Annotated in this window: 11 protein-coding genes; 5 read left to right on the top strand and 6 right to left on the bottom strand. The window is 61.8% G+C overall.

From position 1 onward, the window contains the following. Positions 1 to 223 precede the first annotated feature (223 nt). The gene (acnA, locus tag CE491_RS01090; RefSeq protein WP_110946530.1) at positions 224 to 2,965 is read right to left on the bottom strand and encodes an aconitate hydratase AcnA; all 2,742 of its coding nucleotides are present in this window, start codon (positions 2,963 to 2,965) and stop codon (positions 224 to 226) included. A 238-nt stretch (positions 2,966 to 3,203) separates the two neighbouring features. Here acnA and rlmM point away from each other — a divergent pair, with 238 nt between their 5' ends. The 3 genes from rlmM (at position 3,204) to CE491_RS01075 (ending at position 6,736) form a co-directional block, all read left to right on the top strand. Then, on the top strand, positions 3,204 to 4,271 hold the full coding sequence (gene rlmM / locus CE491_RS01085) for a 23S rRNA (cytidine(2498)-2'-O)-methyltransferase RlmM (protein ID WP_110946529.1): 1,068 nt from the start codon (positions 3,204 to 3,206) through the stop codon (positions 4,269 to 4,271). Positions 4,272 to 4,424: 153 nt separating this feature from the next. After that, positions 4,425 to 4,988 (top strand): helix-turn-helix domain-containing protein, encoded by a 564-nt coding sequence (locus CE491_RS01080; RefSeq protein WP_110946528.1) that lies wholly within the window; start codon positions 4,425 to 4,427, stop codon positions 4,986 to 4,988. Positions 4,989 to 5,302: 314 nt separating this feature from the next. After that, a complete protein-coding gene (locus CE491_RS01075) occupies positions 5,303 to 6,736 on the top strand; it encodes an FAD/NAD(P)-binding protein (RefSeq protein WP_110946527.1) in 1,434 nt (477 codons plus the stop codon). A 35-nt stretch (positions 6,737 to 6,771) separates the two neighbouring features. On the opposite strand, the gene soxR is transcribed toward CE491_RS01075, so the two are convergent. Further along, positions 6,772 to 7,233 carry a redox-sensitive transcriptional activator SoxR gene (soxR, locus tag CE491_RS01070; RefSeq protein ID WP_110946526.1) on the bottom strand — a complete coding sequence of 154 codons (462 nt, stop codon included), beginning with the start codon at positions 7,231 to 7,233 and terminating at the stop codon, positions 6,772 to 6,774. A gap of 176 nt (positions 7,234 to 7,409) precedes the next feature. Between soxR and CE491_RS01065 the strand changes: the two genes are divergently transcribed. Next, complete coding sequence (locus tag CE491_RS01065; RefSeq protein ID WP_199884931.1) at positions 7,410 to 7,745, top strand: antibiotic biosynthesis monooxygenase; 336 nt, start codon at positions 7,410 to 7,412, stop codon at positions 7,743 to 7,745. A gap of 134 nt (positions 7,746 to 7,879) precedes the next feature. Here the strand turns inward: CE491_RS01065 and CE491_RS01060 are convergent, their stop codons facing one another. Both CE491_RS01060 and ssuD read right to left on the bottom strand, forming a co-directional pair. Next, positions 7,880 to 8,983: a sigma-54 interaction domain-containing protein gene (locus CE491_RS01060; RefSeq protein ID WP_110946531.1), complete on the bottom strand. Its 1,104-nt coding sequence runs from the start codon at positions 8,981 to 8,983 to the stop codon at positions 7,880 to 7,882. 222 nt (positions 8,984 to 9,205) lie between these two features. Next, positions 9,206 to 10,342 (bottom strand): FMNH2-dependent alkanesulfonate monooxygenase, encoded by a 1,137-nt coding sequence (ssuD, locus tag CE491_RS01055; RefSeq protein ID WP_110946524.1) that lies wholly within the window; start codon positions 10,340 to 10,342, stop codon positions 9,206 to 9,208. A gap of 301 nt (positions 10,343 to 10,643) precedes the next feature. Between ssuD and CE491_RS01050 the strand changes: the two genes are divergently transcribed. After that, positions 10,644 to 11,558, top strand: a complete 915-nt coding sequence (locus tag CE491_RS01050; protein ID WP_110946523.1) for a LysR substrate-binding domain-containing protein — start codon at positions 10,644 to 10,646, stop codon at positions 11,556 to 11,558. 234 nt (positions 11,559 to 11,792) lie between these two features. Here CE491_RS01050 and leuD read toward each other — a convergent pair whose 3' ends face one another. Further along, a complete protein-coding gene (leuD, locus tag CE491_RS01045) occupies positions 11,793 to 12,398 on the bottom strand; it encodes a 3-isopropylmalate dehydratase small subunit (RefSeq protein ID WP_110946522.1) in 606 nt (201 codons plus the stop codon). Between the two features lies 1 nt (position 12,399). After that, entirely contained in the window at positions 12,400 to 13,836 is a 1,437-nt protein-coding gene (leuC, locus tag CE491_RS01040; RefSeq protein WP_110946521.1) for a 3-isopropylmalate dehydratase large subunit, read from the bottom strand. Positions 13,837 to 14,045: the final 209 nt, after the last annotated feature.

The raw sequence follows: 14,045 nt of genomic DNA, 5'->3' as shown, positions 1-14,045 counted from the left end.
GGCCGACCTGGTAAAAGCACGGCCTGCCTGACGGCAGGCCGTTACCGGCCCGCACACAAAAAATCTGACAGTCCCTCAGGCACAGCTGCATTACGTGCCCCACCGCCTTCGCTACCGTCGTAACCTTCCACGTCTTCCACGTCTTCCACGTCTTCCACGGGAGTCGCGACCACGACGGATGGACGCGAAACGCCGTCTTTGTTGCCGAATGGTCGGCGTTACATCACGCCGCGATCAACTGGCGCAACACATAGTGCAAAATCCCGCCGGCCTTGAAGTATTCCACTTCGTTCAAGGTATCGATCCGGCACAGCACGTCGACATTTTCCTGCTGGCCGTTTTCCCGGGTGATCTGCAGGGTCAGGCTCATGCCCGGTTGCAGGGTCGCGCCGGTGAGACCGGTGATGTTCAGCACTTCCTTGCCGGTCAATTCCAGGGTCTTGCGGCTCTGGCCGTTCTTGAATTGCAGCGGCAGCACGCCCATGCCCACCAGGTTGGAGCGGTGGATACGTTCGAAGCTTTCGGCGATCACGGCTTTGACACCCAGCAGGTTGGTGCCCTTGGCCGCCCAGTCGCGGCTGGAGCCGGTGCCGTATTCCTGTCCGGCGATGACCACCAGCGGCGTGCCGTCCTTTTGATAAAGCATGGCTGCATCGTAGATCGGCAGCTTTTCGTCGGTCGGCACATACAGGGTGTAGCCGCCTTCTTCATTGCCCAGCATTTCGTTGCGAATGCGGATATTGGCGAAGGTGCCGCGCATCATCACTTCATGGTTGCCGCGTCGCGAACCGTAGGAGTTGAAGTCCTTGGGCTCCACGCCTTTGCTGCGCAGGTAGCGGCCTGCGGGGCTGTCGGCCTTAATGTTACCGGCTGGCGAGATGTGGTCGGTGGTGACCGAGTCGCCAAGAATCGCCAACACCCGCGCTTTCTGCACGTCGGCGATTACTGGCGGCGGGCCGGCGACGTCATCGAAGAACGGTGGATGCTGAATGTAGGTGGAGTCGTCCTGCCACACGTAAGTCGCGGCCTGCGGCACCTCAATCGCCTGCCACTGCGCGTCACCGGCGAACACTTGCGCGTATTCCTTGTGGAACATGCCGGTGCTGACGTTCAACACCGCGTCGGCGATTTCCTTCTGCGACGGCCAGATATCACGCAGATACACCGGTTGGCCGTCGCTGCCTTCGCCCAGTGGCTCAGTGCTCAGGTCGATACGCACGCTACCCGCCAGCGCATAAGCGACGACGAGGGGCGGAGACGCCAGCCAATTGGTTTTCACCAGGGGATGCACGCGACCCTCGAAGTTACGGTTGCCGGATAGCACCGAAGCGACAGTCAGGTCGGACTGCTGAATGGCTTTTTCGATCGGGTCAGGCAGCGGTCCGGAGTTGCCGATGCAGGTGGTACAACCATAACCCACCAGATCGAAGCCCAGTTTGTCGAGGTACTCGGTAAGGCCCGCGGCGTTGTAATAATCGGTGACCACTTTCGAGCCGGGCGCCAGCGAGCTTTTTACCCAGGGCTTGCGCTGCAGGCCTTTTTCCACGGCCTTCTTCGCCAGAAGCCCGGCCGCCATCATCACGCTGGGGTTCGAGGTGTTGGTGCAGGAGGTGATCGCCGCAATGACCACCGCGCCGTTTTTCAGGCGATAGGTACTGCCCAGGTATTCATATTCCGCTTCACCGACCTGTTCGGCATTGCCCACTGCCACGCCACCGCCGCCCTCGCTTTCCAGGCGGCTTTCATCGTGTTTGCTGGGTTTGAGCGCCAGGCCCAGAAAATCGCTGAACGCCTGGGAAACATCCGGCAAGGCGACGCGATCCTGCGGCCGTTTCGGTCCGGCCAGGCTGGCGACCACCGAGCCCATGTCCAACTCCAGCGCATCGGTGAACACCGGTTCCTTGCCCGGCAGACGCCACAGCCCCTGCGCCTTGCAATAGGCTTCGACCAGCTTGACAGCGTCGTCCGGACGGCCCGACAGACGCAGGTATTCAAGGGTTACGTCGTCGACCGGAAAGAAGCCGCAGGTCGCGCCATACTCCGGGGCCATGTTGGCGATGGTCGCGCGATCCGCCAGTGGCAGGTCCGCCAGGCCATCGCCGTAGAACTCGACGAATTTGCCGACCACGCCTTTCTTGCGCAGCATTTGGGTGACCGTCAGCACCAGGTCGGTAGCAGTGATGCCTTCCTTGAGTTTGCCGGTGAGTTTGAAGCCGATCACTTCGGGAATCAGCATTGATACCGGTTGGCCGAGCATCGCGGCTTCGGCTTCGATTCCTCCCACGCCCCAGCCCAGCACGCCCAGGCCATTGATCATGGTGGTGTGGGAATCGGTGCCTACCAGCGTATCCGGGAAGGCGTAGGTGCGGCCGTCTTCTTCCTTGGTCCACACGGTGCGGCCCAGGTATTCGAGGTTGACCTGGTGGCAAATCCCGGTGCCTGGCGGTACGACGCTGAAGTTATCGAACGCGCTCTGGCCCCAGCGCAGGAACGCGTAACGCTCGCCGTTGCGCTGCATTTCGATGTCGACGTTTTCGCCGAAAGCCTGGTTGTCACCGAATTTGTCGACCATCACTGAGTGGTCGATCACCAGATCCACCGGCGACAGCGGGTTGATGCGCTGCGGATCGCCACCAGCCCTAGCTACCGCGGCGCGCATGGCGGCGAGATCGACCACGGCCGGTACACCGGTGAAGTCCTGCATCAGCACACGGGCGGGGCGGTACTGGATTTCCCGATCGGATTTGCGTTCGGTAAGCCAGGCAGCCAAAGACTTGAGGTCCTCGCCGGTGACGGTCTTGTTGTCTTCCCAGCGCAGCAGGTTTTCCAGCAGCACCTTGAGCGACATTGGCAGCTTGTCCAGATCGCCCAGGGACCTGGCGGCATCGGGCAGGCTGAAGTAGTGATAAGTCTTGTTGTTGACGTCGAGTGTCTTGAGGCTTTTCAGGCTATCGAGGGAGGGCATGAACTAACTCCTTGACGAGTCCGCACGGTACGGACGGGTGAAACATGCAAAACGGTAAGACGGTATGTTAGGACCCTCTGACAGGCGGCCTTAAACGGTCATTGAGTAGTACTGGACCTTTGGCCTGCGCCAGTGGTTCCTGATTCCGCTATCATGCGCGGCTTTCGAGTCATTGAGGTGAAAACCTCAAGTATAGGCAGTGTGGGTTTTATCACCGACACGCCCTGGAGAAGCTTCAGTGAACACACTTTTCATGCATTGTCGTCCCGGTTTCGAAGGCGAGGTGTGCTCGGAAATCAGCGAGCACGCCGCGCTTCTGGGCGTGCCCGGCTATGCCAGGGCCAAGCCCAATGCGGCCTGTGCCGAGTTCGTATGCACCGAACCGGACGGTCCCGAACGTCTGATGAACGGTGTGCGTTTCCGCGATCTGATCTTCCCTCGGCAGTGGGCGCGCGGCGTGTTCGTGCAGTTGCCGGAAACCGACCGCATCAGCGTCATCCTCGAACATATGGCCGATTTTACGACGTGCGGCAGCCTATGGCTGGAAGTGGTCGACACCAACGACGGCAAGGAACTCTCGACTTTCTGCCGCAAGTTCGAAGGGCCGTTGCGCAAGGCGCTGGAAAAGGCGGGCAAGCTGGCGGACAACCCGAGCCTGCCGCGTTTGCTGCTGACGTTCAAAAGCGGGCGCGAAGTGTTTTTGGGTCTGGCCGATGCCGACAATTCGGCGATGTGGCCGATGGGCATTCCCCGTTTGAAGTTTCCCCGTGAAGCGCCGAGCCGTTCGACGCTGAAACTGGAAGAAGCCTGGCACCATTTCATTCCTCGGGATCAGTGGGACGAGCGTCTGTCCGGCGATATGACTGGCGTTGATCTCGGCGCGGCGCCCGGTGGCTGGACCTATCAGTTGGTGCGGCGCGGCATGCTGGTAACCGCCATCGACAACGGACCGATGGCCGAAAGCCTGATGGATACCGGGCTGGTTCAACATCTGATGGCCGACGGCTTCACCTACAAGCCGCGTCAGCCGGTGGACTGGATGGTGTGTGACATCGTCGAGAAACCCGCGCGCAATGCGGCATTGCTGGAAACCTGGTTGGGCGAGGGGTTGTGCCGCGAGGCGGTCGTCAACCTCAAGCTGCCGATGAAGCAGCGTTATGCCGAAGTGCGGCGTCTGCTGGACCGCATCGAAGAGGGTTTCAAGGTTCGGGGCGTCAAGGTGTCGATCGGCTGCAAACAGCTGTACCACGACCGCGAAGAAGTGACCTGCCATCTGCGGCGGCTGGATGTTAAGCGCAAGGCCTGACTCGGCCCGGTGATCTGTTGGAGTGCGCTTGCCCGCGAATGCAATGTGTCAGATGCGTATGTGCTGACTAACAACGCCATCGCGGGCAAGCGCGCTTCTACAAGATAAGGGGCAGACCGTTGCTATGCTCAAAGCCTGGGGGTAGACATCAGAGTGCACAAAGAACATTCACAACGCGCGTCGGTATTGCAGCACGTCAGCCTGAACGTACGGCGTTTGCGGCATGCGGCGGATTTGAGCCAGACCGCCCTTGCAGAAAAATCCGGAGTCAGTCGGCGCATGTTGGTGGCGATCGAAGCAGGGGAGAAGAACGTCAGCCTCGCGACCCTGGATCGGGTGGCCGAGGCGCTGGAGGTGGCGTTCAGCGATCTGATCCAGGCGCGGGACGAGCGCGATCCGAGTCGCATCAATGAGATCGCCTGGGCCGGTTCGTTGCCAGGCAGCAAGGCAGTCTTGCTGGCCAAGGCGGTCGCGCGCAGCGGCGTGGAGTTGTGGGAATTCACGCTGGCACCGGGAGAGGCCTACCTTTCCGAGGCTGACCCCGATGGCTGGAGCGAGCAGGTCTACGTGATCGAAGGCTGCCTCACCGTCGCCCTGCCGGACGAGACCCGGGAGGTCGCGGCAGGGGAGTTCTTCATGTTTGCCAGTAACCGGCCACATGCCTATCGCAATGATGGGGCGCTGGCGCTACGGTTTGTGAGGAATGTGGTGCTGTAGCCCTGCGCTTCGGCCCTGTAGAAGCGCGCTTGCGCGAGGCGGTGGGTCAGGCGCAAATAAACGAGAGAGGTAGAACGCATTCGTGGGCATGCGCGCACCTACAAGATCCGCTCATCCGCGCTCGCTGTTATGCCAGCAACACCCCATCAACACTTTGCCCGCTTTGCGCCCAGCAAATCCTGCATATCCGGGCACGCTCCGTGCCTTGCATCCTTCATACCGAAACAGACCTCCGAAGGTCCTGTTTGAATCCATCCCCATGCTCGCCATAATCGGGCATGCGCGCCATCACGGCGAAGAAAAGGCGAACAACAATGACCTCAGAACACTATCGACCCGACGCTGACATCCTGATCGTCGGCGGCGGTCTCAGCGGCACCATGCTGGCAGTGCAACTGCTGCGACTGCCCGGGCAGCGGCGCATCGTGATCGTCGAATCCCGCGGTGAACTGGGGCGCGGCGAGGCCTACAGCGCCACCGAGCTGGGGCATACCCTCAATGGCAATGCCGCGCGGATGAGTGTCGACCCGGACGATGCCGACGACCTGACCCGCTGGCTGGGCGAATTCATCGCTGCAGGCGGCTGGCCGGAATCCGACGAGCAGCATGTGCCAGTGGCCGAGCTGTTTCCGCCACGGGGGATTTTCGGGCTGTACGTTCAGCAACGTTTGGTCGAGGCCCAAGCGGTGGGCGCGCAGCACGGCTCGACCGTGGAGCATGTGCGCAGTGAGGTCATCGACCTGCAGACCGACCCAACGGGCATCCGCGTCACTCTGGCCGACAGCACACAGTTGAGCGGGCGCTTCGGCGTGCTGGCAACCGGCATGTTCGCTGCCGCGCGCACGCCGCAACGCGACGCTGACGGGGAATCCGACACACTGAATGCCGCAGCGGTGGACCCGTGGGATGTCGCAGCCATGCGCCGGCTCGATCCTCAGGGGCGGGTGCTGATCATTGGCTCTGGCCTGACCATGGTCGATACCGTGGTCTCGCTGGAACAGGCCGGGCATCGTGGCGCTATCGATGTCTTCTCCCGTCATGGCTTGCTGCCCCACGTGCGTCGTCAGCCACCGAGCTGGCCAGACTTTCTAGCCGCCGATCACACTATTCGCAGCACCCGGCAACTGCTTCGCGCGCTGCGAGAACAATGCGAGCAGGCAATCGCCCAGGGCATCGACTGGCAGGCGCCGCTGGATACCGTGCGGGTGCATATCCCACGTCTGTGGAATCAGGCGACCGATCTGCAGCGTCGGCAATTCGTACGCCATGTGCGGCCCTGGTGGGAGAGTCATCACCACCGTTCGCCGCCGCCCAGCGCACAGTTGCTGGATCGGTTGCTGCAAGAGGGTCGCCTGAACGTTCACGCCGCATCGTTGCTGGCGGTGCAGGATCGCGAGGCAGGGCAGGTGCGAATCAACCTTCGCTATCGCGGCGAAGACCAGCCGACCGAAGTGAGCGGCGCGGCCCTGATCAACTCCACCGGCATTCAATACGACTGGCGTCGGGTGGATCGAGCCTTGCCAAAACAGTTGCTGGCACGCGGCCTGATTCAGCCGGGGCCTCTGGCGCTGGGTATTGCGGCGGATGCGGGAGGCGCGGTGCTGGATGCGGAAGGACACGTGTCCGACCGCCTGTTCGCCATGGGCCCGCCGTTGCGTGGCCTGTGGTGGGAGAGCACCGCTGTGACCGATGTGGCGTTACAGGCAAAGGCATTGGCGGCGCGGTTGGTGGCAAGTTACAACCCCTGAAGGCACTCTGCTGTCCGCTCCAGCGCGCAGAACCTTCAGTCCTGATCCAGCAGGCGCGGACCGGCGCCGCTTTGCCCCAGACTGTCGCCCCAGTTGCGCAGCGGGCAGGCCTGCATGGACAGGCAACCGCAGCCGATGCAACCGTTGAGCTGATCGCGCAGGGCGGTCAGGCGATTGATGCGCTCATCGAGGTCGCTTTTCCAGCGTTCTGACAGCCGCGTCCAGTCTTCGAGGCTGGGCGGGCGATCCTGGGGCAGCGTTTGCAGCGCGGCCTGGATGGTCGCCAATGGAATACCCAGGCGCTGCGCGGTCTTGATCAGCGCCACCCGACGCAACACGTCGCGGGGATAGCGGCGCTGATTGCCGGCGTTGCGCTGGCTGCTGATCAGCCCCTTGGCTTCGTAGAAGCGCAGCGCGGTAATCGCAACGCCGCTGCGTGCCGAAAGTTGGCCTACAGTGAGTTCCCGGGCGAGATGCGGGGAGTCGGTGGTGCGCATTGCCGTTCCTTCAGTAGCAAGTTGAGTCGCAGGAGATGCTTGACCTCCAGTTAAGTGGAGGTTTTACCCTGCACGGCATCGGTTCGCAACAGGCAATACGGCGCAAGAAACGTCGTTTGTGTGAATGGCGAAGCAGCATCCAGTCCAGCGACATCAGTCATCAGTGGAGAGCGTTCATGACGTCACGAGACTCAAACCTTCCTTTCAGTCAGTTCGTCGAGTTTGTGGTTGACCCGCGCCATCAAGCCGGTCTGGTGGCGGCTCTTAACGAGCGCTTCGAGCGCATCACCCGAACCTATCAAGGCTTCATCCGTGCCAGCGTGCAGGTGAGCGAGGACCGCGGGCGTGTGCTCAGTCATGTGCTGTGGCGCTCGAGAATGGACTGTGAAAAAGCGCTGGAGAATGCCGAGCAGGGGGAAGGGGATCTGTGGGCGATGATCCGCACGCACCGAGCCACGGCGATGACGTTCAATGCCTATGAGCTGGTGGGGGAAACGCTCGGGCCGCGTTGATAAGGCATGGTTCGTCGGTTCTGTAGCACGGCTTGCTGCGGCGACGTCCCTGGGATCGCTACTATCGGCAAGCCGTGCTGCTGTAGAAGCCGCGTTTGCGCAGGTTCCTCATGTGGCGGGAACCGAAGCTCGCTTCAAACCGACAACTGCATCATCCGGTCACCCTGCAGTTGCTCGCCTGGACGACGTTTGTTCACGGCCAGTTCACCGATTTTGATCAGTCGCGCACGAATGACATTGCGGCTCAGACCCAGCAGTTGCGCGGTATGCACCTGGTTGTAGTGACTGAAGCGATAGGCCGCCCGCAACAGCGCGTCTTCGACTTTTTCATGCAGGGCGCCGGCCTGTTCTTCGAACAGCTTCTGAAAGGCCCGGGCGAGCAGGGCGTCGGTGGAGTCGTCGACCACCACTGACGACTCTTCCTGACGCTCCAGACGCAGGTTCGACAGGCGCAGGTCGCTGGCCTGAATCACGCCATTACGGCAGATCAACAGCGTGTGATGAATGACGTTTTCCAGCTCACGGATGTTGCCCGGCCAGCTGTAGGTGCGCAGCTTGTGCTCCGCGTCACTGCTGATTTGAGTGGGTCCGCAGCCCAGACGCTGGCTATAGACATCGATAAAGTGGCGGGTCAGCGGCATGATGTCGCCAGGCCTTTCACGAAGTGTGCTCAGTTCCAGATTGACCACGTTCAGACGATAGAACAGGTCCTCGCGGAAATGCCCGGCGTTGATCGCGCGCTCCAGTTGCACGTTGGTGGCCGCCAGTACGCGCACGTTGATCGGCGTGCTTTTGCGCGAGCCCAGGCGCACCACTTCACGCTCCTGCAGCACGCGCAGCAGCTTGACCTGGATGGCCATGGGCAGATCGCCGATTTCGTCGAGGAACAGCGTGCCGCCATTGGCTTCCTCGAACCAGCCGGCCTTGGCGGTCAGGGCTCCGGTGAAAGCGCCTTTCTCATGACCGAACAGCTCGGCCTCCACCAGGGATTCGGAGAAGGCGCCGCAGTTCACCGCCACGAAGGGCTGATGACGACGACCGCTCAGATTGTGGATATGACGCGCCACCAGCTCCTTGCCGGTGCCGGTTTCACCGATGATCAGCACACTGGCATCACTGGGCGCGACCTGTTGCACGTGCGCCAGCAGTGCCTGGGATTTGGGGTCTTCGAACACCTGCGCGGTGGCGCGGATCGAGGTAGCCAGAGCCGGCGAGGGCGGTAACGTCAGTAGCTGCATGGGAGGCACTTGTGGTTGAAGCGGAACGCTGGCGGTCATGTAGGGATTCCTTGTCGCGGAGGGAGATTACCCGTCTCCCAGGCGCCGCGTTGTCACACGGCAAACGGGGTTCGTCTGTAGGAGCGTGCTTGCCTGCGATTGCGATGTGTCTGTGCCGAATACGTGACTGTCAGACCGCAACCGCGAGCGAGCGCACTCCTGCAGGGGTGCGCAATGGCTGTATTACTTCTGCGGCGGCAGATCGTTGGCGATCATCTCGCCGAACGGGCCGGTCAGGTTGGTGATGCCACGCCCGGCCAGGCTGCGATACGGCTCAGGCAACAGCGGGAAAACCAGCTCGGCGAAGCGGTAGGCTTCTTCCAGGTGCGGGTAGCCGGAGAAGATAAAGCTCTCGATGCCCAGATCCGCGTATTCCTTGATCCGCGCGGCGACTTCTTCCGGGTTGCCGACCAGGGCAGTACCTGCGCCGCCACGCACCAGGCCGACGCCGGCCCACAGGTTCGGGGCGATTTCCAGGTTGTCGCGGCGACCATCATGCAGCGCGGCCATGCGGCGCTGGCCTTCGGAGTCGAAGCGGGAGAAAGATTTCTGCGCGGCGGCGATGGTTTCATCGCTGATGTGCTCGATCAGGGTATCGGCGGCTTTCCATGCCTCTTCGCTGGTTTCACGCACGATCACATGCAAACGAATCCCGAACTTGACGGTACGGCCATTGCGCGCGGCGCGTTCGCGGATGTCGGCCAGTTTTTCGGCGACAGCGGCAGGCGGTTCGCCCCAGGTCAGGTACACGTCGACCTGCTCGGCGGCCAGCTCGTGAGCGGCCTCTGAAGAACCGCCGAAGTACAGCGGCGGGTAGGGCTTCTGGATCGGCGGGTACAGTGCCTTGGCGTTCTGCACTTTCAAGTGCTTGCCTTCGAAGTCAACGGCTTCGCCTTGCAGCACGCGGCGCCAGATCTGGAGGAATTCATCGGTGACTTCGTAGCGCTCGCTGTGACTCAGGAAGCTGCCGTCGCCGCGGTTTTCGTCAGGGTCGCCGCCCGTGACGACGTTGATCAGCAGACGCCCGCCAGACAGGCGATCCAACGTGGCCGCCATGCGCGCGGAAACGGTCGGCGAGATGATGCCCGGACGAATAGCTACCAGATAACGCAGACGCTCGGTCAGCGGCACCAGCGCTGAGGCGATCACCCAGGAGTCTTCGCAGGAACGACCGGTCGGGATCAACACGCCGTGATAACCCAAATCATCGGCAGCCTGGGCCACTTGCTTCAAGTAATTGAGTGTGACCGGGCGGGCGCCTTTGGCAGTGCCCAGAAAATGGCCGTCGCCGTGTGTCGGTAGAAACCAGAAAACATCCATGAGAAATCCTTCGAGCAGAATCGGTGGCTTTTGGAATAAGTCGGCTATTTATAGAGGTTGTGATTTATTCCGTAAAAGAACTGAATTCCATATTTTTAGACCGATTGGAGATATGCCTGTATTTACGTTTTGAAACGTGTGGTCTGACGTGATGATATTCTGCCGATCACTCGGGCGCGCTCGGTCTGGGCGCATCGCACGACTACTGTGTGTCGGTCGGTACATGCGTCACAGACACGCCGCAATCACGGGCAAGCGCGCTCCTACAGGTGTCGCATCAGTCCCTACAAAAAGAAGCCGCATGACCTCAAAAAAAGAAGTGGCACCCCTCCCCGAAGACCTGCGGGTGTTTCTCACCGTGATCCGCAAGGCCGGCTTCGCCGCCGCCGCTGATGAACTCGGGTTGTCGCCTGCCTACGTCAGCAAACGCATCCAGATCCTCGAATCCACCTTGGCCACCCGCCTGTTGCACCGCACCAGTCGCAAGGTGGCGCTGACCGAGGACGGCGAGCGAGTGCAGCGCTGGGCAGTGCGGATTCTCGAGAATTTCCAACTGCTGCATGACGAGCTGTCCGACGCCCATTCAGCGCCACGCGGCAAGCTGCACCTGTGCAGTTCCTTCGGCTTCGGCCGCAATCATGTGGCCCCGGCGATCTCTAAACTGGCCGAGGCGTACCCTGAGCTGGAAGTGCGTCTGGACCTGTTCGACCGGGTGGTGGATATCGTCAGCGAAGGCTTCGATCTGGAAATCCGCGTGGGCGATGACATTCCCGGCCAGCACATCGGCCGTCAGTTGGTAAGCAATCGGCGGGTACTTTGCGCGGCCCCGGATTACCTCGCCCGGCGCGGCACCCCTCGGGAACTGTTGGATCTGGCACAGCACGATTGCCTGGTGCTCAAGGAGCGCGACAACGCGTTCGGCATCTGGCACGTGGAGCGCGATGGCGTTCAGGAAACGGTGCGGGTGAGCGGGCCGCTATCGTCCAACAGCGGCGAAATCGTCCTGCAGTGGGCGCTGGACGGGCGAGGGGTGCTGCAGCGCTCGCTGTGGGACGTCAAACCTTTTCTGGAGCAGGGCCGGCTGGTCCAGGTGCTGCCGGAATATACCGAAAGCGCCAATGTCTGGGCGGTATACCCGACGCGGCTGGCCAATTCAGGGAAGTTGCGGGTGTGCGTGGAGTTTCTGCAGGCGCATTTTCAGGGGTTGTCGTTGTAGCTCAGCCACCCGACGTCCCAGCAGGCGCTCACGAGCCGGGCGAGGCAGCGATCGGCTGCGCAGCAGTCGTAAAACCTGCGACCTGCGACCTGCGATGTATCTGGCAGCCCGCGTGCAGAAGTTTTCCTGCCGCTGCGCCTCAGATCGCGGTCTCGCCCGGCTCGTGCGCTCCTACAGGAATCCAGGGTCGATCTAATCCATCGATGATCAAACCCACCCGCGATCCCGCGTCAGTCAAAGCCACGGATTCTGTGCCAGATGCTGCTGCTCGAACGCCAGAATCTGCTCACGCTTCTGCAATGTACTGCCAATCGCATCCAGCCCCAGCAACAGCGCGTCTTTCCTCAGCTCATCGATCCTGAACGGCATGACCCGGCCATCCTGCAAACGGATTTCCTGCGCCGGCAGGTCCACGGTGATCTGCGCGCTGTCCGCCTGGCTGACGATCCGCCCCAACGCCTGAACCTGGACTTCTTCCAGCACGATGGTCAGCACGCCGTTGCGTTGGCAGTTGTCGTAGAAAATACCCGCGAAGCTGCTGCCAATCAGCGCCTGGATGCCCATTTGCTTGAGGCCCCAAACCGCATGCTCGCGGCTCGATCCGCAGCCAAAGTTTGGCCCGGTCACCAGGAATTTGGCACCCTGCCAGCCTGGCTGATTGAGGATGAACTCCGGGTTCGGCTCGCCCGAAGGTAAAAATCGCAGGTCGAAGAACAGGCCGCGATCCAGCCCAGTGCGGTCGATACCCTTGAGAAACTGTTTGGGCATGATCACGTCGGTGTCGATATTGGCGGCCAGCATCGGTGCGGCCTTGCCGCAAACCTGGATAAATGGCTGCATCTTAGAAACTCCCTTGCAGGCTGCGAACATCGGTCAAACGCCCGGTAATGGCGGCCGCGGCAACCATCGCCGGGCTCATCAGATGAGTGCGCGCGCCTGCGCCCTGACGGCCTTCGAAATTGCGGTTGGTGCTCGACGCGCAGCGGTCGCCGGGGGCGAGCACGTCGTCGTTCATTGCCAGGCACATCGAGCAGCCCGACTGGCGCCATTCGAATCCGGCGTCACGGAAGATCGACGCCAGGCCCTCGGCTTCGGCCTGATCGCGCACGGCGGTAGAACCGGGGACGATCATCGCCCGCACATGCTCGGCCACGTGCTTGCCGCGCACCACGTTTGCGGCATCGCGCAGGTCTTCGATCCGGGCGTTGGTGCAGGAGCCGATGAAGGCGTGGCTGATGACGATATCGCTCAGCGGCATGCCCGCTTCGAGGCCCATGTAAGTCAGGGCGCGGCGCATGTCCTGACGCAGGATCGGATCGGCGATGGCTTGCGGGTCAGGCACGCTGCCGTTGATCGCTGCCGCCTGATCGGGGCTGGTGCCCCAGGTGACCATGGGTTGCAGGTCGCGGGAATCGAGCTGGATTTCGCAGTCAAATACCGCACCCGGATCGCTACGCAGCTGCTTCCAGCTGGCGATGGCGCGCTCCCACAATTCACCCCTGGGCGCGCGGGGCTTGTCCTTGAGGTAAGCGAAGACCTTCTCGTCCGGCGCCATGAACGCGCCACGTGCGCCGGCTTCGACGGCCATGTTGCAGATGGTCATGCGCGCTTCGACGCTCAGGGCCGAGAGGGTCGAGCCGGTGAATTCGATGGCGTAGCCGGTCGCGCCCGACGCGCCGATCTTGCCGATCAGGGCCATGATTACGTCCTTGGACGTCAGCCCCTTCGCGAGGTCGCCGTCAACGGTCACGCGCATGGTTTTCAGGCGTTTGTAGACCAGCGTCTGCGAGGCAAGCAGGTGTTCGATTTCCGAGGTGCCGATGCCAAACCCAAAAGCGCCCAGCGCGCCATAAGTGGTGGTGTGGCTGTCCCCTGCAGCGATGACCATGCCCGGCAGGATGAAGCCCTGCTCGGGAGCGATGACGTGTTCGATGCCCTGGCGCTTGTCGAGCACGTCGAACAGCTCGATGCCGAATTTTTCGCAGTTGTCGGCCAGGTAAGAGACCTGCAAGGCGCCGCCCGGATCAGACATGGCGGCGACCCGCCGCGGCGCCGTGGGATTGACGTGATCGACCACCGCCAGCGCGGATTGCGGACGCCACACATCGCGCCCGGCCTCACGCAGACCGCTGAAGGCCTGAGGGCTGGTGTATTCATTGATCACCTGACGGTCGATGTAGAGCAGGACATGGCCCTGGTCATCGAGCTTGCACACGGTATGCGAGTCGATGTGTTTGTCGTACAGAGTTCTCGTTGGCGTGGGTCTTGTGGAGATCATCAGGGCGCTCACTTGAAAGAAATCACGGCCAGGCAGGCTGTCGTCAACATCTTAGGCGTGCCAAGGTGACCATCAATGGTCGAACAGTGAGGGCTTGAGACATGGATCGTGTTCGATGGCGGATGCATAGCCATTCGGGTTGAGCCCCAAATCGGCAGATCGACTCGAACCCTTTAGGGGACGTCGGAGGTTACGACGGCAGCGAACGG

Origin of the sequence: Pseudomonas bohemica (genome assembly GCF_002934685.1) — a bacterium.
Lineage (GTDB): Bacteria > Pseudomonadota > Gammaproteobacteria > Pseudomonadales > Pseudomonadaceae > Aquipseudomonas > Aquipseudomonas bohemica.
This window is presented reverse-complemented; position numbering and strand designations above follow the sequence as displayed.